Source organism: Burkholderia sp. Ac-20353, from assembly GCF_017104785.1.
GTDB lineage: Bacteria > Pseudomonadota > Gammaproteobacteria > Burkholderiales > Burkholderiaceae > Burkholderia.
The window spans coordinates 1-25,647 of the sequence record NZ_JAAGPL010000045.1 but is presented as its reverse complement, the minus strand read 5'-3'; the positions used below and the strand labels follow the sequence as shown (position 1 = coordinate 25,647).

Sequence of the window (25,647 nt, the reverse complement as noted above, 5' to 3'; positions counted from 1 at the left end):
AGGAGGTTCAGGACGCGTCTGGCGCGCGCCGGTCCGGCACGATCTGCGTCGCGAAACGCCGCGTGCCGTGTTGGTGGATCGTCATCTCGATGCCCGACGCGCGGATCGCGAACACCGCGGTCGCGAGCGTGTTCTCGTCGTCGGGATCGGCCGGATCGTCACGGTAGATCGGCAGGCCTTCGGGCGCGCGATCACCGAGCACGCGCAAGAGCGCGGCTTCATCGATCGGCCCGATGTCAGACAGCAGCAGATCGACGCGACGCTGACGATCCGCCGACGATTGCGTGACGATCTGCGCTTCCCGCTCGCACCCCGGATGCACCAGATGGTTCGCATGGCCCGACAGCCGCGCGACGTCGACAACCGAACAGCGCGCGACGCTCGCCTCGATGCTCAGCAGCCGTGCGTCGCCAGTCGCGCCGAGCGTGTGGTGAAAGCCGCTCGCCCGCGCATGCGTGCGCAGTACGTCCGCCGCCGCGTCGAGCGACGTCGCGTCAAGCACCGCGCGCGCGAGGATCATCCGCGGCACGCCGGCGGCCGGCGTCTTGATGCGGATGTTGTTGATCGCCTGCGCGATGCCCGCACGATTCGCGGCGAACGTGTGGCCCGGCAGCGACCCCGGGTAATAGAAGCTGACGAAACCGGGCTTGGCCGCCGGCCGCACGTCGACGAGCAGGCAGCGCTCGCGCAGGAACGGGTCGCCGTCCTCGTTGTGCGCGATCCAGCGCGTGCCGTCCGCGCCGCGCGCGGCGAGCGTCGTGCAGCCGTCCGGCGCGTTGTGGATCAGTTCGCCGCGGCAATTCCACAGAAAGACGTCTTCCGCGGGCCAGCCGAGGCCGGCCGCCATCCCGTCGAGTTCCGCGACGAGATCGGGATACGCGGCCAGCGCCGCCTGCCGCAGCGCATGCACGAACGGATGGCCGCGCCAGCGGCTCACCGCCTGCCATGCGCTGCTCTGCAGCATATACGCGTCGAACACCGGCCGCGCGAGTTCGCCGAGGCGCACGCCGATGTCGAACGGCGCGCCGGCGATGACGGGAGAAAGTGAAAGCTGCATGTCGAATGTCAGGGTCGTGCTCAGGACACGTGTTTCAGGAATTCCTTCAGACGCGGCGTCGGCGGATTGTCGATCAGGTCGGCCGGATGGCCGTCCTCGGCAATGCCGCCCTGATCCATGAACAGCAGGCGCGTGCCGACCCGCTTCGCGAAGCCGATCTCGTGCGTGACGACGATCATCGTCATCCCTTCTGTCGCGAGATCCTGCATCACTTTCAGCACTTCGTGGCGTAGTTCCGGATCGAGCGCGGAGGTCGGCTCGTCGAACAGCATCAGCCGGGGCCGGATTGCGAGCGCGCGCGCGATCGCGACGCGCTGCTGCTGGCCGCCGGACAGCTCGGACGGGTAATGATTCGCGCGCGATTCGAGGCCAACCTTGTCGAGCAGCGCCATCGCCTGGCCGCGCGCGTCGGCGCGCGATGCGCCGCGCACCTGGATTGGCCCGAACATCACGTTCTCGAGCGCGGTCATCTGCGGAAACAGGTTGAACTGCTGGAACACCATGCCGGCCTCGAGCCGGATGTTGCGGATCGTCGACGCGTTGCCGCGCACGCTCTGGCCGTCGACGAGCAGCTCGCCGGACGTGATCTTCTCGAGCGCATTGATACAGCGCAGCATCGTCGACTTGCCCGAGCCCGACGGACCGATCACGACCACGACCTCGCCCGCGTCGATCTTCAGGTCGATATGCTTCAACACCGGCAGGTGGCCGAAGCTCTTCGACACGTTCTGGAATTCGATCATGCTCATAAAATCTTCATCCTCTTTTCGACGACGCGCAGCGTCAGCGTCATCGTGCCCGTCAGCAACAGGTAGATGGCTGCGACCGCAGTCCAGATCTCGACCGCCTGGAAATTGCCCGCGATGATTTCCTGCCCCTTGCGCGTCAGCTCGCCGACGCCGATCACGATGAACAGCGACGTGTCCTTCAGGCTCACGATGCACTGGTTGCCGAGCGGCGGAATCAGCCGCCGGAACGCAAGCGGCCCGACCACCTTCAGCAGCACGCGCGGCATCGACAGCCCCATCGCGAGCCCCGCTTCCGTCAATCCCTTCGGAATCGACAGCAGCGCGCCGCGCACCACTTCCGCGAGATACGCGCCGGAATTCACGGTGATCGCGATGATCGCGGCCGTCAAACCGTCGATGCGGATGTGCGCGAGCAACGGCAGCGCGAAATACAGGAACATCACCTGCACGACGATCGGCGTGCCGCGGATCAGCTCGATATACACCTGCGCGAGCACGTTCATTGCCTTTGGCCCGTACGCGCGGAACATACCTGCGATCATGCCCACGACGAAGCCGCCCAATAACCCGAGTAATGCGATGAACACCGTCAGCCGGACCCCGTCCATCAGGTCCGGCAACGCTGCCCAGATTGCCGACCAATCGAAATTCACTTGCCGCTCCCCGTTCGATTCAAGACCGGCGCGACCATCCGGCCGCGCCACGCTGCACCGTCGTCACGCTCACATCTTCGGCGGCTCGGCGCCGAACCACTTCTTGTAGATCTGCGCGTAGCGGCCGTCGGCCTTGATCTTCACGATCTCCTCGTTGACCTTCGCGACGAGCGGGCTGCCCTTCGGGAAGCCGATTCCGTACTTGTCGCCGCTGACCGGCTGGCCCGCGACCTTCACCTTGCCCTTGCCTTCGTTGTTCACGAAGAACAGCACGTTCGGCGTGTCGTGCATCGCCGCGTCGACACGGCCGGCCTCGAGCGCGAGATACGCCTGGTCGATGTTCGGGAACTGACGGATCTCCTTCGGCTTCAGGTGCGCCTTGATCCAGTCGATCGTCGCGGTGCCCGTCTTCGCGGCGATCACCTTGCCGTTCAGGTCGTCGATCGATTTGATCGTCGTGTTGCCGGTCTGCACCATCGCGGCAAGGCCGCTGTCGTAGTACGGTGCGGAGAAGTCGATCGCCTTCTTCCGCTCTTCCTTGATCGTCATGCCGGACAGCGCGACGTCGATGTTCTGCGTCTGCAGCGCCGGGATCAGCCCCGCGAAATCCATCGGCTGGATCGTGTACTTCCAGCCCTGGTCCTTCGCGATCTCGGCCCACAGGTCGAGATCGAAGCCGACGTACTTGTCGCCCTGCTTGAACTCGAACGGCATGAACGACGTGTCGGTGCCGACGACGAGCGTTTTCGTATCCGCATGCGCGACGCTTGCGCCGAGCATCGCGACGACCACAGCGGTTTTCAGGAAGGAACGGCGACTCATGGCATTTCTCCACATGATGGGCGATGGGCCCGGCACCCCGGCCGGGCGAAACGACGACAGCAAGCCGCACCGCAACATGCGATGTTGAATTAGACCGTAGTGCAACATGTGTTGTCAACGCCGATACTACGACAACAAAAAAATGCGCAACAGGTAATTGCATCGAGAAAAACCCGGGGGCGCGGGCGGGCGTCGCGCCGGTGAATCGGTGTGGGGAACGGGCAGGGATGTCGGGGGGATAGCGCCGGTGCGAACGCTGGAGCGCCGGGGGATACGGAGGCACAACGTACGCACCAACGAAAACGCCGCCGTTCCCGAAGGCACGGCGGCGCGGATGAAACATTTGTTGCGAACGCCGCCCGGCAACCGGGCGGCACGCGGTCAAGGCGTCGCGAAGAACAGCCCGGCGACGCATGCCATGCCGGCGAACCAGACGAGCGAGCGCAGCGTGGCCCAGTTCAGCAGGTACAGCAGCGAGTAAGCAATGCGAATGGCGACGAACGCGATCGCGAGCTGGTCGACGCGATGCGCGTTCGCGCCCGAATGCCACGCAATGACGAGGCCGGCCGTAAACAGCGCGAGCGCCTCCCATGCGTTGTGGTGTGCAGCCGCCGCGCGCGCACGCCAGCCTTCGAGCTTCGCGAGATACTCGCGCGGCGCATGGTTGTCGTAGCCCTTCTTCGCCTTCGCGAGAATCGTCAGCGGGAACGGCAGCACCGCCACGATGAACAGGCACAGCTGGGACGTCGTCATCTAAGCCTCCTCCTTATGTTTACATTATTCAATGACAAGATCGCCGAGAGCTTAGCATTGCGCCGCCCCGATCGCGCACCGGTTTTCTAGACGGGACGCTCGGCCGCACGCCTGCCGGCCCTCTCCCGCCGCCGCCTGCCTCGCCGCAATTTCCACCAAATTGCGGATAAATACGCGAAATAAAACTGGTCATTCCCCAATACCATAGCGCTCAACACTGGCCCGGCATACCACGGGCCGAACTTGCTCACCCGTGCGGCGCGCTTGCCGCGCCGCGCTTCGAACGACACACGACCCGAGCCAACGCCATGCCCCGTCCCATCGTCGCCCATATCCGCCCCGACGCGCTGCGCCACAACCTCGACTTCATCCGCCAGACCGCCGCGCAGTCGCGCGTATGGGCCGTCATCAAGGCCAACGCATATGGCCACGGAATCGAGCGGATCTATCCGGGCCTCGCAGCCGCTGACGGGATTGCGCTCCTCGATCTCGACGAAGCGGTGCGTGTGCGCGAGCTCGGCTGGGACAAGCCCGTGCTGCTGCTCGAAGGGATCTTCGAGCCGGCGGACGTCGAGCTGGTCGAGCGCCACCAGCTGACGGTCGCCGTCCATTGCGACGAACAGCTCGACCTCCTGATCGCCGCGAAGCCGCAGCGGCCGATCGACATCCAGCTGAAGATGAACTCCGGCATGAACCGGCTCGGCTTCCGCCCCGCCGCGTTCCGTGCCGCGTGGGAGCGCGCGGCCGCCGCACCGTCGATCGGCAGGATCACGCTGATGACGCACTTCGCGAACGCCGACGACGGCGAGATCGACTGGCAGCTCGACCAGTTCGACGCGGCGTCGGCCGGGATTCCGGGCGAGCGCTCGGTATCGAACTCGGCTGCCGTGCTGTGGCATCCGCGCGCGCACCGCGACTGGGTGCGTCCCGGCACGATCCTGTATGGCGCATCGCCGACCGGCGCGTCGCGGCACATCGCCGACACGCCGCTGATGGCCTCGATGACGCTGACGAGCCGGATCATCGGCGTACAGACGCTCGTGCCGCAGGAAACGGTCGGCTATGGCCGCCGCTTCACGGTCGAGCAGCCGATGCGCGTCGGCGTCGTCGCATGCGGCTATGCGGACGGCTATCCGCGCCACGCGCCGACCGGCACGCCGATCGCGGTGGACGGCGTGCTGACGCGCGTCGTCGGCCGCGTGTCGATGGACATGCTGACCGTCGACCTCACGCCGTGCACGAATGCGGGCATCGGTTCGAGCGTCGAGCTGTGGGGTGATCAGGTGAAGGTCGACGATGTCGCGGAAGCGAGCGGCACGATCGGCTACGAGCTGATGTGCGCGCTGGCGCGCCGCGTGCCGGTGGTGATCGTGCCGCCCGGTGCATCGACCACGCAGCCGGCACTGCGCACCGGCAGCTACGGCCGCTAAGGCCGCTAAGGCCGGCCGCGTACGGCGCGTTACGTCCGCCAGCGCGGCGGCCGCTTCTCGAGAAACGCGTCGATGCCCTCGCCCGCGTCTTCTTCCATCATGTTGCGCGCCATCACGTCGCCCGCGTACGCGTATGCGTCGTCGAGCGTCATCTCGCGCTGCCGGTAAAACATCTGCTTGCCGTAGCGCACGGCGGCCGGGCTCTTCGCGACGATCTCCGCGACCTTGCGCGCGACCGCCGCGTCGAGCGCGTCTTCCGGCACCGCTTCGTTGACGAGCCCCCACGACGCGGCCGTCGCCGCATCGATGAAGCGGCCGGTCACGAGCATGTCGAACGCGCGCTTCGCCGTGACGTTGCGGCTCAGCGCGACGGCCGGCGTCGAGCAGAACAGCCCGACGTTGATCCCCGATACCGCGAAGCGCGCAGTGTCCGCCGCGATCGCGAGATCGCAGGCGGCAACGAGCTGGCAACCGGCTGCCGTCGCGATGCCGTGCACGCGCGCGATCACCGGCACCGGCAACGCGCGCATCGCGAGCATCACGCGGCTGCATTGCGCGAACAGCGCGCGGTAGTAGTCGAGTTCGGGCTTGCCGCGCATCTCGCGCAGGTCGTGGCCCGCGCAGAACGCCTTGCCTTCGGCCGCGAGGACGACGCAGCGCACGTGCGGGTCCGACGCAAGCGCCACGAATGCATCGTGCAGGCTCGCGAGCATCGCTTCGGACAGCGCGTTGAACTGCTGCGGGCGGTTCAGTCGCAGCGTGACGACGCCTTCATGGTCGTCGCGCAGCAGAATGGGTTCCGATGAGGAGGGATTCGATTCCATGATGGTCCACCAGATTGAGAGCGATCGCGGTGCGCTAACGGATCAATATAATCCAATCGGGGCCCGGATGGAGGATGTCGGCAGCCGTCCGTCGACGATCGGGCCGCGCTGCGGCGGCCCGCCAGCACGCGTCAGCCTGCGAGCTTCTTCAGCGCGTCGAGCACCGCGTCGCCCTTGAACGGCTTCACGATCCAGCCCTTCACGCCGGCCGCCTTGCCGCGCTCCTTCATCGCCGGGCTGCTTTCGGTCGTCAGCATCACGACGTTGACCGCCGTGTTCGCGAGCTCGCCGCGAATCTTCTCGACCATCGTCAGGCCGTCCATGTTCGGCATGTTCACGTCGCTGATCACGAGCCGGATGCCGGGCGTCGCCTTCAGCTTCGCCAGCCCGTCCTTGCCGTCGACCGCGGTTGCGACGTCCAGCCCGTTATTGCGCAGGAAGCCCGCGACCTCGTCGCGCACCGTGCCCGAATCGTCGACCACCAGAATCTTTGCCATGTCGTATTCCCCTTTCCTTTCTTCAGAACTTCAAAACAATTCGAGTTCGCCCGCCTCGACCATCGGCCCGACGTCCTGCACCGATTCGCGGAAATCCTCCGGCGACCAGCTCAGGCTGAACACGAAGCGCTGGTCGAGGCAGACCGACCGGCCCGATGACGGGTCGGTCATCCGGTACTTGAAACTGAGCTGCGGACAGTCGCCGCCGAACGAGATGAACTTCTGCTTGTGGTTGACGAGCAGCGGCACCTGCACCGGATGGCGCGCGAGCGCTTCCGCATCGCCGAGATAGCGGTTCTTGAACGCACCCCACACGAGGTTCGTCAGCTCGCCGAGCACGTTGTTCACGTCGCGGAAATCCGGCGCGCGGCCGTCGTGGTGCGTGCTGTCGATCATGTCGAGCAACGGCTGCTCGCTCGTCTGCAGCAGCATGTAGCCGCGGCACCACGCGCTCTCGAGCGCGATCAGGCTGAACACCTCGCCGAAGATGATCTGGTCGCGGACGATGCACGGCGTGTCGAGGCTGATCGTCATCCCCGGAAACAGGCTGTCGAGCCGCGCTTCGGTGATCTCCGAGATCCCGCGCACGAGCGCGTTCGGATAGTCGAGGCTGAAGATGTATTCGTCGATCACGCGCTGCAGCGGCGTCATGTCGTCCGCGACGTAGGTCGCGCACGCGACGCGCGCGAGCGCTTCGGGCAGGCCGTCGCGCGACGCATGCGCGTCGCGGCGCAGGATGATCGGCAATTCCGGTCGCAGCGCGTCGATCTGCGTCGCGATGATCGCGGTTTCCGCGGGCGAGCCGCCGTAATCCTCGGCGAGCAGGATCGCGCCGAGATCGATGTTCGAGCGCAGCACTTTCAGCAGCCGGTTGCGGCCCACGGTCAGGCCGATCAGGTTGTGGTCGTCGCAAAAGCGCTTGATCGCATCCGCATGCTCACGGCTTTCGTCGAGCACCAGCACCTTGCTGACGGGTTTGCCTTCGGTCATCGCGCGTTTCCTTGCATTCGGGTTGGGATTCGGATTCCGGCGCCACTGCGAGCGCCGCAACACGGTCAAAACAGTTCCAGCTCACCGCCGCTCTCGACCAGCGCCGTTTCCGGCACGTGAAAATCGACCGGCGCATTCGCGCAGACACACAGCGTCGCACGGATCCGCACCGCACCGTCCAGCGTCACGTCGAATGCGGCGACGTGGCCGGGCGCGAGCGCGCTCAGGTAGTCGATGCTCGCGCTGCTCAACAAGTATGGCGTCGACATCCCGAGATCCGGAAACGGCGCGATCAGCGCCTGGTTGATCGCGCCGCAGCACAGGTTCGCCACTTCCATGAACGCCTCGTGCAGCGGTTGCTGCGCGTTGCCCGCGAAATAGCGTCGCGTTGCGTCGTCGTCGCGAAAGCGCAGCGCGAGCAGCAACCGGAAATGCAGCGCCGAGATCGTCAGCACTGCGACCTGTTCGAGCGTCTTCGATTTCATGCGGCCGTTGCGCGGCGGCTCGTCCCCGGCCGTGGCCGGCACGATGTCGCATGTGCCGCCGCCCGACGCGAGCCGCGTGCGTGCCGCGTCGAAGAAGATGCGTTCGAAGCTCGCCTTCGCCTGCGCGCTGATCACGCCGCCGCTCCTTCCAGCCGCGCGTGCAATTGCCCGGCGAGCGTCTCGACGCTCGCGAGCGCGGCGGTGACCATCTTGCCGCCCGCCTGGATGTCCTGGAACGTTGCGGCAGTGACGAGATCGTTGCGGTTCAGGCTGTCGCGATAGCTGTTCGACAGCTCCTGCGAGCGCGCCGCGAGCCCGCGCACTTCGCTCGCGACAATCGAGAAGCCGCGCCCGGCCGTGCCGGCGCGCGCTGCTTCGATCGACGCGTTCAGCGACACGATCGATACGTGCGCGACGATCGCGGACAGTTCCTGGTTCTTCGCGCGCATGTCCTGGTTCTGCGTGGTCAGCGAGATCATCTGCTCGTGCCAGCGCTCGAACGTGCCCGCGAGCCCGCGCAGGCGCGCGGCCTCGTGCGCGATCTTCACCGCGTGCTGCGACAGCGCGTCCCGCTCGGACCGCGCCACCTGCAGCGCATCGCGCTGCACGCCGGCGTCCGTCTCGTGCTGCGCGAGCGTATCGGCGAGCTGCGCTTCCCTGCTCGTCCACGCTTCAGCCTGTGCCGCGTGCGCCGCCGCGGCTTCGCCCGCTTGCGCGTCCGACTGCGCGAGCGCGTCGCGCAACGCGGCCGTTTCGACACTCAGGTTTGCGACGAGCCGCGCGCGATGCGCGCGAAACACGACCGTCGCGACGATCCATGCGACGAGGCCGCCCGCCAGCGCGGCGCCAAGATGCGTGATTGCCTGCTGCACGATCACTCCGTCGCGTCCGCCATCCCGGCCCGCGCACCCGCGTGGTCCGGCGCCGCCTGCCCGAGACTGTCCACTGCGCAGGATTCCGGCAGCGACACGATCGTCTGGAACGCGCGATACGCGGCGCCGCGCCGGTCGTCGGTGAAGCGCAGCGCGATGCCGCCGCCTTCGCGCTTCAGGAAGTTGCGCACCGCATCCATGCCGACGCCGCGCCCCGATACCTCGGTCACCGCCTGCGCGGTCGAGAAGCCCGGCCGGAAGATCAGCTCGGCCACCGCTTCGTCGGTCAGCGTGGCTTCGTTATCCGCGTCGATCCAGCCGCGTTCGCGCGCGATCCCGCGGATCCGGTCGAGCGCGAGGCCGCGGCCGTCGTCGCTGAGCGCGATCTGCAGCATCCCGCCGTCGACACCGGCTTCGATGTCGATCGTGCCCGCCGCCGCCTTGCCGGCCGCCCGACGCGCGTCGGGCGTTTCGATCCCGTGATCGATCGAATTGCGCAGCAGGTGCATGAAGACATCCTTCAGCGTGCCGCCGATCTCGCTGCGCACGCGATAGCCGTTGCTGTCGATCCGCACGACGGGTGCCGCCTTGCCGAGTTCCTCCGCAAGCGACGGCAGCGATTCCAGCACACCCGCGAGCGCATCGCCGATGCTCTCGGTGCCGAGCAGGCTCAGCATGCGGCGCACCGCATCGCGCGCCGCGCGCCAGTCGGCCGCGTTCGCCGGATCGACACCGTCGAGCACGCGCAGGCTCTCGCTGATATGCGCACGCTCGACCATCAGGTAATGGCCGGTGCCAGGCCGTGCCGCGTCGCCGCTGCGGCCGAGCGTGACCTTGTTGATCGTCGCATAGTGCTCGACCGCGTCGCGCACGCGCGAGAGATCGTCCATCAGCGCGTCGCGGTTCCAGTCCGGGCCGGCGTCCGCGTGGCGCAGCGATTCGTACGCCTGCTCGGCCTCGTGCACGATGTTCGTCAGGTGCTGCAGGCTGTACGTGCGTGCGTTGCCCTTGATCGTGTGCATGTTGCGGAACAGTGCCGCGACGATCGAGTGGTCCGCGCGCTCGTGCTGGCGGATCATCCGTTCGTTCTCGCTGAGGAAGCCGTTCGCGCTGTCGACGAACTGGTGGAACTTGTCCTGGCTGATCGCGAGGATCTCGCCGATCATCTCGAGCCGGCGCTGCTGCTCGCCGGCCTGCGCAGTCAGCTCGCGCAGCTCGGTCACGTCGCGCACGCACAGCATCAGGCGCACGACGGTATCGGTCTCGTCGGTGATCGCCGACCAGCTCAGGTCGAGCCACTTCTCGCGGCCATCCGGCATGCGTTTTGCGACTTCGTTGACGAGCAGGTGCTCGTTGAATTCGAAGTTCATGCTGTCCTCGCCGAGGCACGCATGCATCGCGGCGTCGACCTGCGAACGCGCGTCGGAGCCGAGGTTCGAATCGTCGAACACGAGCGCCATCAGGTCGCGGCCTGCGATGTCCTTCGTCTCGAAGATCGTTTCGAGGTAAGCCGAGTATTCGGCATGCACGACGCCACCGCCGACGACGGTCAGGATGCCTTGCTGCATGTTCTGCAGCATCGCCTGGATGTCGGCGGTCTTCTGCTTGAGCTGCGCGGAATTCTCCTGGATCTTCTCGATCATCCCGTTGAACGCGACGATCGAGTGGCCGATCTCGTCCATGCGGCCGACCGGCACGCGGCGCGTGAAATCCTGGCTCGTCGCGATCTCGCTCATCATCGTCTGCATCCGGCTCAGCGGATGCGTGATCTGCCGGTACAGCACGAAGCCGATCGCGGTGAGCAGCACGATCACGGTGCCGGCCACGCCCGCGATCGCGGTCGCCGTCGTCGACAACATCCCGTTCAGCGCGTTGATCGCGTCGTCCTTCTGGCGGTTCTTCTCGATGCGCAGCGTATCGACGATGCCCTCGAGCTCGTCGCGATACTGCGCGACGTTCGCGAACAGGTAGGCCTGGGCCATGTCGGTCTTGCCGTCGGCCTTCATCTTCACGGTATCGTCGATCGCCGCGAAGTAGTTCGTCGCGCTGTCCCTCGCCTGCGCGACGAGGCCTTCCTGCGCGTGGCTCGCGGCCGACTTCGCCTGCACGTCGAGCGCCGCGCGCAGCGCCGCCTGCTTTGCCTTCAGCTCGTCGCGCGCCTGCGCGGCCGTGTTGGTGTCGGGCGCGTAGATCAGCGTCATCGTCGCGATCTGGATGTTCTTCACGTCAGATACGAGATCCGCGGACGCGAGCGCGCTCGGCACGATCCCCTGCGTGACTTGCCGCACCTCGGACGCGCTGTTGCGCGTCTGGATCACGGCATAGACGCCAATCGCCGACAGGGCGAGAAACGTCAGGACGACTAGCAACGTAATACGATGGCGGATGGTCATGTCTGCAACTCCCCGTGGCGATCCGGCTGCGATCGCCATGCGCGTGCCATTGAAAGAATGTGAGCGCCGAATTATCAGGGATGGTTTATGACCGTCCGATGACTACAAATCAATCGATTATTGATAAAACTGAAATGACTATTTTTAGGCCGAAAATCCTAAAGTTTTTTGCGCGAATGCCGTTAACTGATGTCCCGACGCGCTGAAAAGGCCGAGAGTGCCTGCGGCAGGCGTCGGTCCGGTGTATCGACGCGCGTGGATTTTCATGATTGGCGCATACGCCCCAATTCGCATCGCATGCAATGTAAAACGTTTGCGAATTATCGTCGAATTAATCGGGTGCGAGTCGCATTTTAAAATGTAAGCGTAAATCGGGGAAGCGATCAAGCCGAATCACGTTCGAATCGTTCGCCGCTTTCGGATGAGCGTTGAAACATGATTGGCGCGCCTCTCAGGATTGCGATCGCTGCGTTGTCGTCCAGCAGGAGACTCATTCGAGCAGACATGGATCCGCCATGCGAACATCCATTCCAGAGAGGAAATAATCAATCGCCAGCCAGCGATTCATGTTCTCCGAACAACGTCATAGACTGTGACCTCCCTCCCGCCCCTGATGGAACCCCGCGATGACCGACGTCCTGCCCTTGACCGACGACCCCGTATCCGGACTTGCCTACCGCCTGCACCCGGCAAGCGCCCAACCGGTAGCCCGCCTGCTGCTGCTGCATGGCGTCGGCGGCAACGAAACCAACCTGCTGGCGGTGGCCGACGCGCTGGATCCGCGTATCGAAGTCGCGTTCGTGCGCGGCCCGCTCACGTTCGGGCCCGGCCAGCATGCGTGGTTTCCGGTGCGCTTCGGCCCGAACGGCCCGGAGATCGACGCTGCGCACGCGGAGGCGAGCCGCACGAAGCTGCTCGCGCTGGTGCGCGCGCTGCGCGAACGCGACGGCGCGTCGCCGCTGCCGACCGTGATCGCCGGCTTCAGCCAGGGCGGCATCATGAGCGCAAGCGTCGGCCTTACGTCGCCGGCGGACGTCGTCGGGTTCGCCGTGCTGTGCGGGCGCATTCTCCCGGAGATCGATCCGCTGATCGCGCCGCGCGACGCGCTCCGCGCGCTGCATGCGCTGATCGTGCACGGCCGCGCCGACGACAAGCTGCCCGTTTCGTGGGCCGAAGCCGCCGACGCGAAGCTCGCCGCGCTCGGCGTCGCGCACGACACGCGGCTGTATCCGGCCGGACACGAACTGAGCGCCGACATGATCGGCGACTTCAGCCGCTGGCTCGGCGATCGCGTGGGGCTGGACCACGCCGCGTAACTCGCGTGATGCGCGAGATGCGCGCAGCCCCGCGCGCACCCTCACGCCCTCACGCGTTGTTCGCCCGATCGACCAGCGGCTGGCCCGTCACCACAGGCGCGCGCGCCGCGCCGCGCTTCGCGAGATGCCAGCCGACCGTCAGCGCGAGCGCGACGACCGGAATCATCGCGATGGTCCACGTACCACCCGGGTAGTCGAACGCCATCAGCACCAGCACGCCGAGCAGGAACGCGAGCGTGAGCCACGACGTGAACGGCGCGCCGGGCATCCGGAACGGCACGTCGTTCAGCTCGCCGCGCTTGACCTTGCGACGGAACACGATCTGGCACATCACGATGAAGCCCCACGTCGCGATGATGCCGAGCGACGCCATGTTCAGCACGATCTCGAACGCCTGCGCCGGCACGATGTAGTTCAGCGGCACGCCGATCGCATTGATCGCGACGGTGATCAGGATCCCGCCGTACGGCACACCGCGCGCGTTCATCCGTGCCACGAACCGCGGTGCGGACCCGCCCATCGCGAGCGAACGCAACACGCGCCCGGTCGAATAGAGGCCGGAGTTCAGGCTCGACAGCGCTGCCGTCAGCACCACGACGTTCATCACCGTGCCGACATACGGCACGCCGAGCTTGCCGAAGAACGTCACGAACGGGCTTTCGTGCGCGCTGTACGCAGTCCACGGCAGCAGCGTGATCAGCAGCAGCACCGAGCCCACGTAGAACAGCGCGATGCGCCACATCACGCTGTTGATCGCCTTAGGCAGCACCTTGCGCGCATCGGCGGTCTCGCCCGCCGCAACGCCGACGAGCTCGATGCTCGCATACGCGAACACGACGCCCTGCACGATCAGCACCGCCGGCAGGATGCCGTGCGGGAAGATCCCGCCGCTCTCGGCGATCAGATGGAGCCCCGGCGCGTGCCCGGCGACCGGATGGCCGCTCGCGAGGAACACGGTGCCGACGAGCAGGAACACGCTCAGCGCGCCGACCTTGACGAGCGAGAACCAGAATTCCATTTCGCCGAACACCTTCACGCCGATCATGTTCATCGTCGACACGATCGCGAGCGCGCCGAGCGCGAACACCCACTGCGGCACGTCCGAGAACACGGCCCAGTACTTCATGTAGATCGCGACCGCGGTGATGTCGACGATCCCGGTGGTCGCCCAGTTCAGGTAGTACATCCAGCCGGCGACGAACGACGCGCGTTCGCCCATGAACTCCCGCGCATACGACACGAAGCTTCCGCTGGCCGGCCGATGCATCACGAGCTCGCCGAGCGCGCGCATGATCAGGAACGCGAACACGCCGCAGACCAGATACACGACCGCCAGTGCCGGCCCCGCGTGCTGCAGGCGGCCGCCGGCGCCGAGGAACAGCCCGGTTCCGATCGCGCCGCCCATCGCGATCATCTGCACGTGTCGCGGCTTCAAATGCTTCGCGTAACCGCTTTCGTGGGACGCGAACCGCGCGTCCGGGTCGGCATGACAGGCATCCGCGCCGCTGGCTGCATCAGCCGGGCGCTCGCTGGCGTACTTCATCGTGAGTCTCCGATTTGATTTGTGATCTGTCGCGCTTCCGCAGAAGCGCTGAAGGGGTCAGCCGCACGCGGCGGCGCCGGCTGCGAGCGCCGGCGCTAACGCATCGCGGCGTTCAATAGACGCGCGGCTGGATCAACGCTTCGGGCCGCAACGCGTCGTCGAGTTGCGCCTCGGTCATCAGCTGGCGGCCCAGCACGACTTCCCTGACGGTCTTGCCGCTCGCGTGCGCCTCGGCCGCCACCGAGGTCGCGTTCTTGTAGCCGATATACGGATTGAGCGCGGTCGCGAGCGCGACCGATTGCTCCATCGTTTCGCGCAACCGGTCGGCGTTCGCGGTGATGCCGCTCACGCACTTGTCGGCGAGGGTCACGCACGCTGCGGTCAGATGGCTGAAGCTGCGGAACAGCGCGCTCGCGATCACGGGCTCGAACGCGTTGAGCTGAAGCTGGCCGGCTTCGGCCGCGAAGGTCACCGTCAGGTCGTTGCCGAACACCTCGAACGCGACCTGGTTGACGACTTCCGGAATCACCGGATTCACCTTGCCGGGCATGATCGACGACCCGGCCTGCATCGGCGGCAGGTTGATTTCACCGAACCCGGCGCGCGGGCCGCTCGACAGGAGCCGCAGGTCGTTGCAGGTCTTCGACAGCTTGACCGCGATCCGCTTCAGCACGCCGGAAATCTGCACGAACGCGCCGCAATCCTGCGTCGCTTCGATCAGGTTCGGCGCCGTGCTCAGCTCGATGCCGGTGATGCGCCGCAGCGCCACGAGCGCCCTCTCCGCATACTGCGGATGCGCGGTGATCCCCGTGCCGATCGCGGTCGCGCCGAGATTGATCTCGCGAATCAGCGCACTCGCCTCCTGCAGGCGCGCAATGTCCTCCGTCAGCATCACCGCGTACGTCGAGAACTCCTGGCCGAGCGTCATCGGGACGGCATCCTGCAACTGCGTGCGCCCGAGCTTCAGCAGGCCCGCGAATTCCTCGGCTTTTTCGCCGAACGCGTCGCGCAGGCAGAACATCGCCTCCAGCAGATGCTCGATCGCGAAGCAGGTCGCGATCCGGATCGCAGTCGGATAGACGTCGTTCGTGCTCTGCGCGAGATTCACGTGCTCGTTCGGGTGCAGATATTCGTACTCGCCGCGCGCATGGCCCATGATTTCCAGCGCGCGGTTGCAGATCACCTCGTTCGCATTCATGTTGGTCGACGTGCCCGCGCCACCCTGGATGATGTCGACGACGAACTGGTCGTGCAGATGCCCTTCGCGGATCTCGACGCACGCGGCGGCGATCGCGTCACGGTACGCGTGCGGCAGCAGCCCGAGTTCGCAGTTCGCTGCGGCCGCCGCCTCCTTCACTGCCGCGAGCGCAATGATCAGGTACGGGAACGACGCGATGCTGCGACCGGTGATGTCGAAGTTCTCCTTCGCGCGCAGTGTATGAACGCCGTAGTAGGCGTCCGCCGGAATATTTCGTTTACCTAAAAGATCGGTTTCGACGCGGAAGTCGTTGCCTGCCATCGTGTCTCTCCAGAATTGTCTCGTGCCGCCGGCCGCAGCCGACCCCGGCGAAGCCGTCGCCTCGTGCGCCGCGACGCAAGGCCGGGCTTCGCTCACCTGTCGCCTGCGCGACGCGTTCGCATTCTATGCCTTTGCATAAAGAACCTCATTTCTGTAATATCGAAAGCGGTTTTGCGTGCGACGCAACAGCGAGAGCGGCGAGAAACGAGTCAAGGACAGACGAAAGGCGAATGAAACGCGAATGAAAAAGGGAGCGAGAGAGACGGGCGTCGATCACCTGGGCGCGATGCGCGCGTTCGTGCGCGTCGTCGAAACAGGCAGTTTTTCGGCCGTTGCCAAGGAGATGCACGTGTCGACGTCCACGGTCGCGCGCAAGGTGTCGGCAATCGAAGAGGTGCTTGGCGTGCCGCTGCTGTACCGGTCCACGCACAGCGTGACGCTGACCGAAGCCGGCAGCATCTATCACGAACGGGCCGTCACGCTGATCGCGGATCTCGACGACACGCTGCGCGTCGTCGCCGAACTGAATGCGCAGCCGAGCGGGCCGCTGAAGCTGACGGCGCCGGTCGGGTTCGGCCGGCGCTACCTCGCGCCGCTGGTCGCGCCGTTTCTCGCGCGCTATCCGACGATCCAGCTCGACGTCCGGCTGACCGACAACCACAACGACCTGGTGGCCGGCGGTTTCGACCTCGACATCCACGAAGGCGAGAACTATCTCGACAACCTGATCGTCCAGCGGCTGTCGCGCAACGACAGCATCCTGTGCGCGGCGCCCGCCTATCTCGATCGCTGCGGCCGGCCGGCCACGCCGGACGATCTCGCGCACCACAATTGCCTGCGCTACGTCCATCCGGAGGGCGACCCGCGCTGGGAGCTGGTCGATGACGACACGCGGCACAGCATCCTGCCGGCTGGCAACCTCGTGTCGGATCACTCGGAACTGCTGGTCGAAGCCACCTGCGCGGGGCTCGGCATCGCCGAATTCGAGATCTGGCTGGTACGCGACCTGCTGGCGAGCGGCCGGCTCGAGGCCGTGCTGCCCCGCTACCGGCTGCAGAACAAGCTGACCGGCGACTTCATCTACATGGCGTATCTGGCGAACCGGCGCAGCTCGGCGAAATTGCGCGTATTGAGGGAGTTTCTGGCGGAACACCTCGCGCACGTCGGCGAGTGGTCCGACGTGGAAATGCAGAAGATCCGCGGGGGCAGCGGCCAGTGTTGAGCGCCCCCGGTCACCCCTGCCGCAATTCGAACGGGAACGTCACGTGACCGATCTCGACGTTCTGCGTGTTCAGCATCGGCGGCCGATGGAACGCGGCCAACGGCTTGCGCTGCTCGGCGGTGCCGATCTGCAGCCGCTCGAGCAGTTCGCTGACGATCATGTACAGCACGTCGACGTTGCCGTCCTCGACCTTCACCGAGATGCCGAGCGCACCATCGGCACCGAGGCGCCGCGTGTCATCCGACGCGCGCACGCCGAGCCCGTAGCACGCATCCGCGCCGAGCTTGCCAACGACCTGCCCGTCGAAGGCCCGCATCAGCACCGTGCAATACCTGCCGTCGCCGGCGACCATCTCGGGGTGCCGCGTCATCGCATGATGCAGGCGCGCGAGCGCGTGAACGCGCGCGGATTGTTCGGCGCTTCCCCCTTCCATCGCGTCCGCACCATCGGCCAGGCTCGCGTACAGGCGGGCCAGGCGATCGAGCGCAAACGCGGGCGTCGGCAGGTTGCAGCCGTCGATCGCCCATTCGACTTCGTCTTCACGCAGCCCGCACGCTTCGGCGACGACGCGCTTCACCCGCAGCTGCATCGGATGGTCCGGCAGATGGTAGTCGTCGATCGCGGCGCCGATCGCGTGTGCGCCGGCCAGCATGCCGACGTGCTTTCCCGAGCAATTGCTGCAGACGCCGGTCGGGCTGTAGTCGCGCTTGATCCATGACCGGTACACCGCGTCGGACAGCGGCGCGTGCCCGCCGCAGCGGAGGTCGGATTCCTGCGCATGCACCTTCGACAGCATCGCCCGGGTCCGCTCGATATGCCGGTCTTCGCTGCTGTGCGACGCGCACATCAGCGCGACATCCGCTTCATCGAAGCCGAACCGGTCGGGGCCGCCCGTCTCGAGCACGGACAACGCCTGCGCGGGCTTGGCCGCCGATCGCGCGAGCGTCATCCGGAACGGGTCGCCGAACCGGTACAGCAGCCTGCCGCCGGCATCCACCACCGCCACGTGTGCGACATGCGTGTTCTCGATCGAGTTGCCACGGTACGTGACGACCGCTGCGCCATTCGTTTCCATCCTGTCTCCATTCTCGGGCCACGCCATCCGGGGCCCCGTCCAATCGGTACGAAAGTGTATCGAGTCGCCGCGGTAGCAGGCGAAACCACTGATGGAAAGCGGTCTTGCGTCCGGTGCAAAGGCGCTTCAGTACACGAACCCTTCAAGTGTTTACATATTTCGCGTCAATCCCTACAATTGCGATCGCAAACGCGAATCATACGCATTTACATTGCCGTGCTCGATGACTGCAGGCGCCGTCCGCCGCCATCGCCAGCACGCACCCGAACACCGATACTTCCGCTGCCTTCTCTATGCCTGCCCAGTTCAAGACGCGGCCGCGCGCCCTCGTGTCCGCGCTGTATTGCTCCGTTTTCCTGACCCCGCTCCTCGCCACCGCGCAATCCGCGCCGGTCGAGCCAGCCGCGCCGGTCGCCTCCGGCAACCCCACACCCGCCGCGCAACCGGCCGCCGCCGACGGCGGGCCCGCGACGCTGCCGACGATCGCGGTCCGGTCGTCCAACGCGTCCGAGATGCAGGCAAAGCGCTCGCCGTCGTACAAGTTCACCGCGCCGCTGCTCGACACGCCGCGCTCGGTTACCGTGATTCCCGAACAGCTGATCAAGGAAAAGAACGTGACGACGTTCGCCGACGCGCTGCGCTCGGTGCCCGGCATCACGTTCCTCGGCGGCGATGCGGCGGCGAACCCGTCGGCCGACCGCCCGGTGATCCGCGGCTTCGAATCGCGCAACTCGATCTTCGTCGACGGGATGCGCGACTCGGGCGTGCAGAACCGCGAGACCTTCGCGGTCGAGCAGATCAGCGTGGTGAAGGGCCCGGATTCGGTGTACGCGGGCCGCGGCTCGGTCGGCGGCAGCATCGACATCGTCACGAAGACGCCGCAGAACGACGACTTCGTCAACGGCAGCATCGGCTTCGGCACCGACGGCTACAAGCGCGCGACGATCGACGCGAACCGCAAGCTCAACGACACGACCGCGGTGCGGCTGAACGTGATGGGCCACGACGCGAACCAGGCCGGCCGCAACGACGTGTACAGCAAGCGCTGGGGCGTCGCGCCGTCGGTGGTGTTCGGGCTGAACACGCCGACCACGGTCACGGTCAGCTACTACCACCTGAACAGCTATGACATGCCGGATTTCAGCGTGCCGTTCGCCGCATCGGGCGGCACGCCGGTGCCGACCGATCGCGGCCGGTTCTTCGGGCTGAACACGCGCGACTACCGCTACACGCAGACGGATTCCGCCGAAGTGCGTGTCGAGCACCGCTTCAACGACGACCTGAAACTGAAGAACACGACGATGTTCGGGCGCTCGACGCTCGACTATGTCGCGACCAATCCGCAGATTCTCGCGTCGAACCCGAACCTGCTGAGCCTGCAGGCGAAGAGCGGCAAGTACGCGCTCAACAGCATCGCGAACCAGACCGAAGTGACGGGCCGCGCGAGCCTGTTCGGGATGCAGCACACGATGACGGCCGGCGTCGAGTTCAGCCACGAGCAGAGCCGCTACGAGGGCTATGGTGTGTCCGACTCGGCCGGCAACAACATCCGCACGGGCGGCCCGTGCTCGGTCGCGGGCAACTGCACGCCGCTCGCGGGCGGCTGGAACCCGAACATGCCGTGGACCGGCAGCATCGTGCTGAACGGCGACAAGGGCTTCCCGGGGCCGACGACGAACACGCGCACCGACACGGTGTCCGCGTACATGTTCGACACGGTGAAGCTGTCCGAGCGCTGGCTGTTCAACGCGGGGCTGCGCTTCGACCGCTATGACGTCACCGCGAAGCAGGCCGGCGTCGCCGACCTGTCGAACACGTCGAACCTGTTCAGCTACCAGTTCGGCCTCGTGTTCAAGCCCGTGCACAACGTGAGCCTGTACGCGTCGTACGGCACGTCGTCGAACCCGCCGGGCTCGAACGCGGGCCTCGGCGGCGGCACCGACCAGATCACCGCGACCAACCAGGACCTGACGCCCGAGCGCTCGCGCAACATCGAGATCGGCGCGAAGTGGGACGTGCTCGAAGAGCGGCTGTCGCTGACGTCCGCGCTGTTCCAGACCGAAAAGACCAACGCACGCGTGAGCGACGGGCTCGGTCACGTGATCAACGCCGGCACGCAGCGCGTGCGCGGCGCCGAGCTCGGCTTCGCGGGCAACGTGACGAACAAGTGGCGCGTGTTCGGCGGCTACTCGTACCTGAACGCGATCACGACCGACGCGGGCCCCGGCAACCCCGGCGCATCGGGCCTGCCGATGGTGATGGTGCCGAAGCACAACTTCACGCTGTGGACTAGCTACGACGTGATGCCGAAGCTGACCGTCGGCGCGGGCGCGACCGTCGCGAGCAAGACTTATGCGTCGGTGTCGCCGACCGTCAAGAAATGGACGCCCGGCTACGCGCGCTTCGACGCAGCCGCGACGTGGCGCGTGAACAAGACGATGGATCTGCAGCTGAACGTGCAGAACCTGTTCGACAAGCAGTATTACTCGAGCGCGTACCCGATCTACGCGACGTGGGCGCCGGGCCGCTCGGCGATGGTCACGCTGAACTTCTATCAGTAATGCGATCTCTGCGGTTCGCGCGCGCTCACGCGAGGTGGTAACGCAGCCAGAAGGTTTCGCGGCACGCGTTGTCGAACGCGATCCGCGTGGGGCTGATCGCCTGGTCGCCCGGGTGGCGAACGACGTCGTAATCGATCCAGCATTCCGCGCACAGCAGCGCCGACGGCGCGTGATCCTGCTCGACCGAGCGGCGGATCACCGCGCCGTTGTCGAAACGGTATTCGACGTCCTCGCGGCTCACCTCGATGTCCTGGTCCATCCAGCGGTCGCGGGAGATCGTGTGCGCGACGACGGACACGGGGCCTGACAACCCGTGAATCGCGGCGACGTAGGAGATGAGCTTGTCCATCGGCATACGGTGAAATGGCGGAATCGGCGCCCGGTCTGGTGCGGTCTGGTGCGGTCTGGTGCGGTCTGGTGCCGCGGTGCCCGGCGCCGGCGCTTGCACGCCGAATCGGTTCGAGCGACGAGGAGCGGCGAAGAACGGCGAGTATAGCGCCGGCGCCACGACCCTGCCGGCGGGAGGGAATTGGCCGGCCGCGCCTGATGGCGGAGCCTCTTCGCAGCAACTACACTAAAAAGCATCCGCAACATTCGGGAGAGCCGCCATGATTGACGTATTCGAAACCATCGGCAGCCGCGCGTTCTCCGCTCATCTGGCGAAGGACGGCATGGTGACGCTGATGGAGCAGCGCCATGAAGTCGATCGCGTGACGCTCGCCACCGCGTATGCCGCGCTCGTCGAGGACGTCGCGCAGGAAGACGACCTGCGCGACGCGACGGTCGAAGGGATGATGCGCGCACTGATCCAGGGGTATGCGCGCAGCCACTGACAGTCGGCATGCGCGCCGTTGCACGCGCGCCCGCGCCGCCCGGCCGGGGAGCGCGCGGCTGCCTGCCGGCTCGCGGGTACGCTAGCGCCGCTTGTAGAACGGACGCAGGACCAGATAGAGCGGAAACGCAATCACCATGACGATCAGCGTCGCGTCATCGAATGACGCGACGTCCGCCCAGCGCTGCACCGTGCGAACGGAACCGAACAGCCCGACCAGGATCATCACGAGCCCGCCAAGCGCGGCTGCGACCAGGATCGTGACTGCGAACGGGACCCAGTCGCCGTTCATCGCGTCGTACTGCGACAACCCGAAGAAGCCCAGCACGGAAAACGCGAGACCGAGCGTGGCCAGATAGCTGCGGAAAAACGTATCCATCGCTTCGTCGGTCTTCTTTCCGTACGTCATCGCACCGTCACTCCATCATTGCATCCGCGCCGAAGTCGCGACACGTCGGCGCCGGTCTTTCCCCGTACTCCCGGCCGAATCCAGCAAGCCTGCCATCCGCGCACCGACCGCCCTGCGGCGGGTCCGCGAACGGCATCCGGCACCCGATCGGGGCCGCACCGAAGCCTGTAACCCCTCCGCAAAAACGGCCAGAACGACATGCATCGATGAACGCCATGTTCGCAGATAAACCCTCGAATATTTCATTCGAATTACAGCTATCGTCAGAACAATGGCCTGACTCTAATATGACGGTAAAGCCCGACGCAATTCGCAGAAAATTCGGTTGCGATCAAACGCGCCACATGACAGCATGCGGGGCGTCGGCAATCGAGCAACGATCCGGAACGATCCGATCGACCGTGCCGACCCGCGACCGAATCGTTTCATCCGCAGTTCGCGCCGCCGGACCCATCCGATCCAAGCTCTCCGGGAGACTGACATGGCCACTGCGACGCCCCGCGCCGGCACGCCGCCCCTGCCCGCCTTGCGGCGCGGCCCACGCTTCACGCTCGGCACGCGCATCGTGCTCAGCTTCGGCGCGATCTTCGTGCTGATGCTGGTGATGGCCGCGATTTCATACACGCGTTTGACCGCGATCGACGCGTCGGCCGACAGCCTGCGGCGGGATTCGGTGCCGGGCCTGTTCCTGTCGACGTCGCTGCGCGCCGCGGCGAACCAAAGCTACACGGTGCTCGAACGGGCGCTGTTCGTCGACAGCGACGCGGACGCCACGAAGCACGACCTCGACCGGATGCCCGACGCACTGCGCAGCCTCGACCTCGCATCGACCCAATACGAGGCCACGCTGTTCCGCGACGACGACAAGGCGCGCTTCACCGCATTCCGGGCCGCGTACGACGAATACCTGCCGCTGCTGAACGACGCCGCGCGCGCCGCGACGAGCGATCGCACGGCCGCGCGAGCCAGCTTCGTGCGCGTGACGTCGGCGTGGCGGAACGTGGTCCGCACCGCGGATGTGATGGTCGAAGAAAACCGCGCGCAGGCCGACGATTCGGCCGCGCAGATCCGCACGTCGGTCAACACCGCGGAAGCGACGCTCGCAACCGCGCTGAGCGTCGTGCTGCTGGTCGCGCTCGCGACCGGCTACGCGCTGTTCCGCGCGATCACGGGGCCGATGACGCGGCTCGTCGAAGTGCACGACGCAATGCGCACCGGCAACCTCGCGCAGCGGCTCGACCTGCGTCGCGGCGACGAATTCGGCACGCTGCAGGACGGCTTCAACCGGATGGCCGAAGAGCTCGCGAGCCTCGTGTCGCAGGCGCAGCAGTCGTCGCTGCAGGTCACGACGTCGGTGGCCGAGATCGCCGCGACGTCGAAGGAGCAGCAGGCGACCGCGAGCGAAACGGCGGCAACGACGACCGAGATCGGCGCGACGTCCCGCGAGATCCTCGCGACGTCGCGCGACCTGCTGCACACGATGAACGAGGTGTCGTCGGTCGCCGAGCAGTCGGCGTCGCTCGCGGGCGCGAGCCAGAGCGGCCTCGCGCACATGGAAGAAATGATGCGCAGCGTGATGGAGGCCGCGGGCTCGGTGAACGCGAAGCTCGCGATCCTGAACGAGAAGGCGGTCAACATCAACCAGGTTGTCGCGACGATCACCAAGGTCGCGGATCAGACCAACCTGCTGTCGCTGAACGCGGCGATCGAAGCCGAGAAAGCTGGCGAGTACGGCCGCGGCTTCGCGGTCGTCGCCACCGAGATCCGTCGCCTTGCCGACCAGACGGCCGTCGCGACCTACGACATCGAGCAGACGGTGAAGGAGATCCAGTCGGCGGTGTCGGCCGGCGTGATGGGGATGGACAAGTTCTCCGAGGAAGTACGGCGCGGGATGCGCGAGGTCCAGCAGGTCGGCGGCCAGCTGTCGCAGATCATCCACGAGGTGCAGACGCTCGCACCGCGTTTCCAGATGGTCAACGAAGGGATGCAGACGCAGGCGAGCGGCGCCGAGCAGATCACGCAGGCGCTGTCGCAGCTGTCGGAAGCCGCGCAGCAGACGGCCGAATCGCTGCGCCAGTCGTCGCAGGCGATCGACGACCTGACGCTCGTCGCGAACCAGTTGCGTACCGGCGTGTCGCGCTTCAAGATCGACAGCTGACGCAGACGGCCTCCGGGCTATCGATACGATGCTCTTCCTTCTTTTCGAACTGGACGGCGAACGCTATGCGCTCGATGCGACGCAGATCGTCGAGGTGCTGGCGCTCGCGCCCGTGAAGTCGATGCCGGGCACGCCGCCGTGGCTCGCCGGCGTGATCGATCACCGCGGCACGCTGGTGCCGGTGCTCGACGTCCCGCAGCTCGCACTCGGGCGCGCGGCGCGCGCGCTGCGCTCGACGCGGCTCGTCGTCGTGCGCTACGCGCAGCCAAACGCAGCGGACGGCGCGGATCGGTGGCTCGGGCTGATCGTCGAGCACGCGACGCAGGTGCGCGATTTCGCACCCGCGCAATTCGCGGATAGCGGCATCGCAACGCCACACGCGCGCTGGCTCGGGCCGGTCGCCGCCGACGCGTCGGGATTCGTGCAGCAGATCGATGTGCGGCAGATGCTCGACGACGATGCGCGCGCGTTGCTGTTCCCGCCCGCGCCGCCGCTGCAGCAGGTGGTTGCCGAATGATGAACGCGATGAACGCTGATGATCCGCGCTTCGAAGCGTGGCTCACGCGTGAAACGGGCATGGATGCCACGACGCTCGGCCATCGTGCGCTCGCGCGCGCGGTGCTCGAACGCGCGCGCATCATGCAGGCCGGCGCGCCGGACCTGACGCTGCCCGCCGGCGGGATGCCGGCCGACGACCTCGGCGACGGCGCGATCGACGCGTACTGGCAGCGGCTGATCGCGTCGCCGGACGAACGGCAGGCGCTGATCGAAACGCTCGTCGTGCCGGAAACGTGGTTCTTCCGCGATCGCGAAGCGTACGTCGCGCTTGCGCGGCTCGCCGACGCGCGGCTCGTGCGTGAGCCCGCGCGCACGCTGCGCGTGCTGAGCGCGCCGTGCTCGACCGGCGAGGAGCCGTATTCGATCTCGATGGCGCTGCTCGATGCCGGCATCGGCGCGTCACGCTTCGCCATCGACGCGGTCGACATCAGCGCGCGCGCGATCGACCGCGCACGGGACGGCGTGTACGGACGCAACGCGTTTCGCGGCCACCCGCTCGACTTCCGCGAACGCCATTTCTGCGAAACGGACGGCGGCTGGCAGCTTCACGCGCGGGTGCGCGAACCGGTGCGCTTCGTGCAGGCGAACCTGTTCGAGCTGCCGCTCGACGCGGACACGCGCTACGACTTCATCTTCTGCCGCAACGTGCTGATCTATTTCAACCGCGACACGCAGGACCAGTCGATCCGGCTGCTCGACCGGCAACTGGCGGACGGCGGCACGATCTTCGTCGGCCCGGCCGAGACGGGGCTGATGATGCGGCATGCGCTGGCGCCCGCGCGCATTCCGCTCGCGTTCGCGTTCCATCGTGCGCCGCCCGTCACTGCGCCGGCCGCAGGCGTGCCCGTCCGCGCGCAGCCTGACTGGGCCTCACCGGCCTCGCCGCCCCTGCTGCGGCCCGCAGTGCCGCAGCAGCCGGCGCTACGCGA

General features: G+C 66.5%; 24 protein-coding genes. 8 read left to right on the top strand and 16 right to left on the bottom strand.

Going from position 1 to position 25,647, the window contains the following annotated elements; all coding sequences use genetic code 11:
- Positions 1–7: 7 nt before the first annotated feature.
- From G3N94_RS15835 to G3N94_RS15815, 5 genes are all read right to left on the bottom strand, one after another.
- Positions 8–1,057 (bottom strand): C45 family peptidase, encoded by a 1,050-nt coding sequence (locus G3N94_RS15835; protein WP_205793459.1) that lies wholly within the window; start codon positions 1,055–1,057, stop codon positions 8–10.
- Positions 1,058–1,077: 20 nt separating this feature from the next.
- Positions 1,078–1,806, bottom strand: coding sequence for a glutamine ABC transporter ATP-binding protein GlnQ (gene glnQ / locus G3N94_RS15830; protein ID WP_205793458.1), 729 nt, complete (start codon positions 1,804–1,806; stop codon positions 1,078–1,080).
- Entirely contained in the window at positions 1,803–2,510 is a 708-nt protein-coding gene (gene glnP / locus G3N94_RS15825; protein ID WP_346778701.1) for a glutamine ABC transporter permease GlnP, read from the bottom strand. The genes glnQ and glnP overlap by 4 nt, the downstream gene beginning before the upstream one ends.
- Positions 2,511–2,528: 18 nt before the next feature.
- Complete coding sequence (glnH, locus tag G3N94_RS15820; protein WP_205793456.1) at positions 2,529–3,281, bottom strand: glutamine ABC transporter substrate-binding protein GlnH; 753 nt, start codon at positions 3,279–3,281, stop codon at positions 2,529–2,531.
- Positions 3,282–3,662: 381 nt separating this feature from the next.
- Complete coding sequence (locus tag G3N94_RS15815) at positions 3,663–4,034, bottom strand: MAPEG family protein (RefSeq protein WP_205793455.1); 372 nt, start codon at positions 4,032–4,034, stop codon at positions 3,663–3,665.
- Between the two features lie 308 nt (positions 4,035–4,342).
- Between G3N94_RS15815 and alr the strand changes: the two genes are divergently transcribed.
- Complete coding sequence (alr, locus tag G3N94_RS15810; protein WP_205793454.1) at positions 4,343–5,464, top strand: alanine racemase; 1,122 nt, start codon at positions 4,343–4,345, stop codon at positions 5,462–5,464.
- A 29-nt stretch (positions 5,465–5,493) separates the two neighbouring features.
- Here alr and G3N94_RS15805 read toward each other — a convergent pair whose 3' ends face one another.
- The 6 genes from G3N94_RS15805 to G3N94_RS15780 all read right to left on the bottom strand — a co-directional run bounded on the left by G3N94_RS15805 (position 5,494) and on the right by G3N94_RS15780 (position 11,525).
- Entirely contained in the window at positions 5,494–6,288 is a 795-nt protein-coding gene (locus G3N94_RS15805; RefSeq protein ID WP_205793453.1) for an enoyl-CoA hydratase, read from the bottom strand.
- A gap of 131 nt (positions 6,289–6,419) precedes the next feature.
- Complete coding sequence (locus G3N94_RS15800; protein ID WP_124598409.1) at positions 6,420–6,785, bottom strand: response regulator; 366 nt, start codon at positions 6,783–6,785, stop codon at positions 6,420–6,422.
- A 30-nt stretch (positions 6,786–6,815) separates the two neighbouring features.
- A complete protein-coding gene (locus G3N94_RS15795; RefSeq protein ID WP_205793451.1) occupies positions 6,816–7,775 on the bottom strand; it encodes a chemotaxis protein CheX in 960 nt (319 codons plus the stop codon).
- Between the two features lie 65 nt (positions 7,776–7,840).
- Positions 7,841–8,395, bottom strand: coding sequence for a hypothetical protein (locus tag G3N94_RS15790; RefSeq protein WP_205793449.1), 555 nt, complete (start codon positions 8,393–8,395; stop codon positions 7,841–7,843).
- Complete coding sequence (locus tag G3N94_RS42970) at positions 8,392–9,138, bottom strand: methyl-accepting chemotaxis protein (protein ID WP_346778700.1); 747 nt, start codon at positions 9,136–9,138, stop codon at positions 8,392–8,394. The genes G3N94_RS15790 and G3N94_RS42970 overlap by 4 nt, the downstream gene beginning before the upstream one ends.
- Positions 9,135–11,525 carry an MCP four helix bundle domain-containing protein gene (locus G3N94_RS15780; RefSeq protein ID WP_205793448.1) on the bottom strand — a complete coding sequence of 797 codons (2,391 nt, stop codon included), beginning with the start codon at positions 11,523–11,525 and terminating at the stop codon, positions 9,135–9,137. The genes G3N94_RS42970 and G3N94_RS15780 overlap by 4 nt, the downstream gene beginning before the upstream one ends.
- A gap of 626 nt (positions 11,526–12,151) precedes the next feature.
- Between G3N94_RS15780 and G3N94_RS15775 the strand changes: the two genes are divergently transcribed.
- A complete protein-coding gene (locus G3N94_RS15775; protein WP_205793447.1) occupies positions 12,152–12,841 on the top strand; it encodes a phospholipase in 690 nt (229 codons plus the stop codon).
- 49 nt (positions 12,842–12,890) lie between these two features.
- On the opposite strand, the gene G3N94_RS15770 is transcribed toward G3N94_RS15775, so the two are convergent.
- Positions 12,891–14,384, bottom strand: coding sequence for an amino acid permease (locus G3N94_RS15770; protein ID WP_205793446.1), 1,494 nt, complete (start codon positions 14,382–14,384; stop codon positions 12,891–12,893).
- A gap of 112 nt (positions 14,385–14,496) precedes the next feature.
- Complete coding sequence (gene aspA, locus G3N94_RS15765; RefSeq protein WP_205793445.1) at positions 14,497–15,903, bottom strand: aspartate ammonia-lyase; 1,407 nt, start codon at positions 15,901–15,903, stop codon at positions 14,497–14,499.
- Positions 15,904–16,144: 241 nt separating this feature from the next.
- Between aspA and G3N94_RS15760 the strand changes: the two genes are divergently transcribed.
- Positions 16,145–17,125 carry a LysR family transcriptional regulator gene (locus G3N94_RS15760; RefSeq protein ID WP_205793444.1) on the top strand — a complete coding sequence of 327 codons (981 nt, stop codon included), beginning with the start codon at positions 16,145–16,147 and terminating at the stop codon, positions 17,123–17,125.
- A gap of 10 nt (positions 17,126–17,135) precedes the next feature.
- Here G3N94_RS15760 and G3N94_RS15755 read toward each other — a convergent pair whose 3' ends face one another.
- Positions 17,136–18,200 carry an asparaginase gene (locus tag G3N94_RS15755; protein WP_205793443.1) on the bottom strand — a complete coding sequence of 355 codons (1,065 nt, stop codon included), beginning with the start codon at positions 18,198–18,200 and terminating at the stop codon, positions 17,136–17,138.
- Between the two features lie 293 nt (positions 18,201–18,493).
- Here G3N94_RS15755 and G3N94_RS15750 point away from each other — a divergent pair, with 293 nt between their 5' ends.
- A complete protein-coding gene (locus G3N94_RS15750; RefSeq protein WP_205793442.1) occupies positions 18,494–20,761 on the top strand; it encodes a TonB-dependent receptor in 2,268 nt (755 codons plus the stop codon).
- A 25-nt stretch (positions 20,762–20,786) separates the two neighbouring features.
- Here the strand turns inward: G3N94_RS15750 and G3N94_RS15745 are convergent, their stop codons facing one another.
- Positions 20,787–21,110, bottom strand: a complete 324-nt coding sequence (locus G3N94_RS15745; protein ID WP_205793441.1) for a hypothetical protein — start codon at positions 21,108–21,110, stop codon at positions 20,787–20,789.
- A 259-nt stretch (positions 21,111–21,369) separates the two neighbouring features.
- On the opposite strand from G3N94_RS15745, the gene G3N94_RS15740 reads away from it, so the two are divergent.
- Positions 21,370–21,594: a hypothetical protein gene (locus G3N94_RS15740; protein WP_124598397.1), complete on the top strand. Its 225-nt coding sequence runs from the start codon at positions 21,370–21,372 to the stop codon at positions 21,592–21,594.
- Positions 21,595–21,675: 81 nt separating this feature from the next.
- Here G3N94_RS15740 and G3N94_RS15735 read toward each other — a convergent pair whose 3' ends face one another.
- Positions 21,676–22,002 carry a hypothetical protein gene (locus tag G3N94_RS15735; protein ID WP_205793440.1) on the bottom strand — a complete coding sequence of 109 codons (327 nt, stop codon included), beginning with the start codon at positions 22,000–22,002 and terminating at the stop codon, positions 21,676–21,678.
- A gap of 481 nt (positions 22,003–22,483) precedes the next feature.
- Here G3N94_RS15735 and G3N94_RS15730 point away from each other — a divergent pair, with 481 nt between their 5' ends.
- From G3N94_RS15730 to G3N94_RS15720, 3 genes are all read left to right on the top strand, one after another.
- The gene (locus tag G3N94_RS15730; RefSeq protein WP_205793439.1) at positions 22,484–24,160 is read left to right on the top strand and encodes a methyl-accepting chemotaxis protein; all 1,677 of its coding nucleotides are present in this window, start codon (positions 22,484–22,486) and stop codon (positions 24,158–24,160) included.
- A gap of 28 nt (positions 24,161–24,188) precedes the next feature.
- Complete coding sequence (locus G3N94_RS15725; protein WP_205793438.1) at positions 24,189–24,677, top strand: chemotaxis protein CheW; 489 nt, start codon at positions 24,189–24,191, stop codon at positions 24,675–24,677.
- An 8-nt stretch (positions 24,678–24,685) separates the two neighbouring features.
- On the top strand, positions 24,686–25,647 hold a 962-nt coding region (locus tag G3N94_RS15720), incomplete at its 3' end, for a protein-glutamate O-methyltransferase CheR (protein ID WP_205793437.1).

Coding starts and splice junctions, on each gene's coding strand:
- G3N94_RS15755 (WP_205793443.1), bottom strand. CDS start 18,200: ATGGAAACGAATGGCGCAGCGGTCGTCACGTACCGTGGCAACTCGATC.
- G3N94_RS15805 (WP_205793453.1), bottom strand. CDS start 6,288: ATGGAATCGAATCCCTCCTCATCGGAACCCATTCTGCTGCGCGACGAC.
- aspA (WP_205793445.1), bottom strand. CDS start 15,903: ATGGCAGGCAACGACTTCCGCGTCGAAACCGATCTTTTAGGTAAACGA.
- glnQ (WP_205793458.1), bottom strand. CDS start 1,806: ATGAGCATGATCGAATTCCAGAACGTGTCGAAGAGCTTCGGCCACCTG.
- G3N94_RS15725 (WP_205793438.1), top strand. CDS start 24,189: ATGCTCTTCCTTCTTTTCGAACTGGACGGCGAACGCTATGCGCTCGAT.
- alr (WP_205793454.1), top strand. CDS start 4,343: ATGCCCCGTCCCATCGTCGCCCATATCCGCCCCGACGCGCTGCGCCAC.
- G3N94_RS15775 (WP_205793447.1), top strand. CDS start 12,152: ATGACCGACGTCCTGCCCTTGACCGACGACCCCGTATCCGGACTTGCC.
- G3N94_RS15740 (WP_124598397.1), top strand. CDS start 21,370: ATGATTGACGTATTCGAAACCATCGGCAGCCGCGCGTTCTCCGCTCAT.
- G3N94_RS15795 (WP_205793451.1), bottom strand. CDS start 7,775: ATGACCGAAGGCAAACCCGTCAGCAAGGTGCTGGTGCTCGACGAAAGC.
- G3N94_RS15745 (WP_205793441.1), bottom strand. CDS start 21,110: ATGGACAAGCTCATCTCCTACGTCGCCGCGATTCACGGGTTGTCAGGC.
- G3N94_RS15760 (WP_205793444.1), top strand. CDS start 16,145: ATGAAAAAGGGAGCGAGAGAGACGGGCGTCGATCACCTGGGCGCGATG.
- G3N94_RS15815 (WP_205793455.1), bottom strand. CDS start 4,034: ATGACGACGTCCCAGCTGTGCCTGTTCATCGTGGCGGTGCTGCCGTTC.
- G3N94_RS15735 (WP_205793440.1), bottom strand. CDS start 22,002: ATGACGTACGGAAAGAAGACCGACGAAGCGATGGATACGTTTTTCCGC.
- glnH (WP_205793456.1), bottom strand. CDS start 3,281: ATGAGTCGCCGTTCCTTCCTGAAAACCGCTGTGGTCGTCGCGATGCTC.
- G3N94_RS15750 (WP_205793442.1), top strand. CDS start 18,494: ATGCCTGCCCAGTTCAAGACGCGGCCGCGCGCCCTCGTGTCCGCGCTG.
- G3N94_RS15770 (WP_205793446.1), bottom strand. CDS start 14,384: ATGAAGTACGCCAGCGAGCGCCCGGCTGATGCAGCCAGCGGCGCGGAT.
- G3N94_RS15780 (WP_205793448.1), bottom strand. CDS start 11,525: ATGACCATCCGCCATCGTATTACGTTGCTAGTCGTCCTGACGTTTCTC.
- G3N94_RS15835 (WP_205793459.1), bottom strand. CDS start 1,057: ATGCAGCTTTCACTTTCTCCCGTCATCGCCGGCGCGCCGTTCGACATC.
- G3N94_RS15730 (WP_205793439.1), top strand. CDS start 22,484: ATGGCCACTGCGACGCCCCGCGCCGGCACGCCGCCCCTGCCCGCCTTG.
- G3N94_RS15800 (WP_124598409.1), bottom strand. CDS start 6,785: ATGGCAAAGATTCTGGTGGTCGACGATTCGGGCACGGTGCGCGACGAG.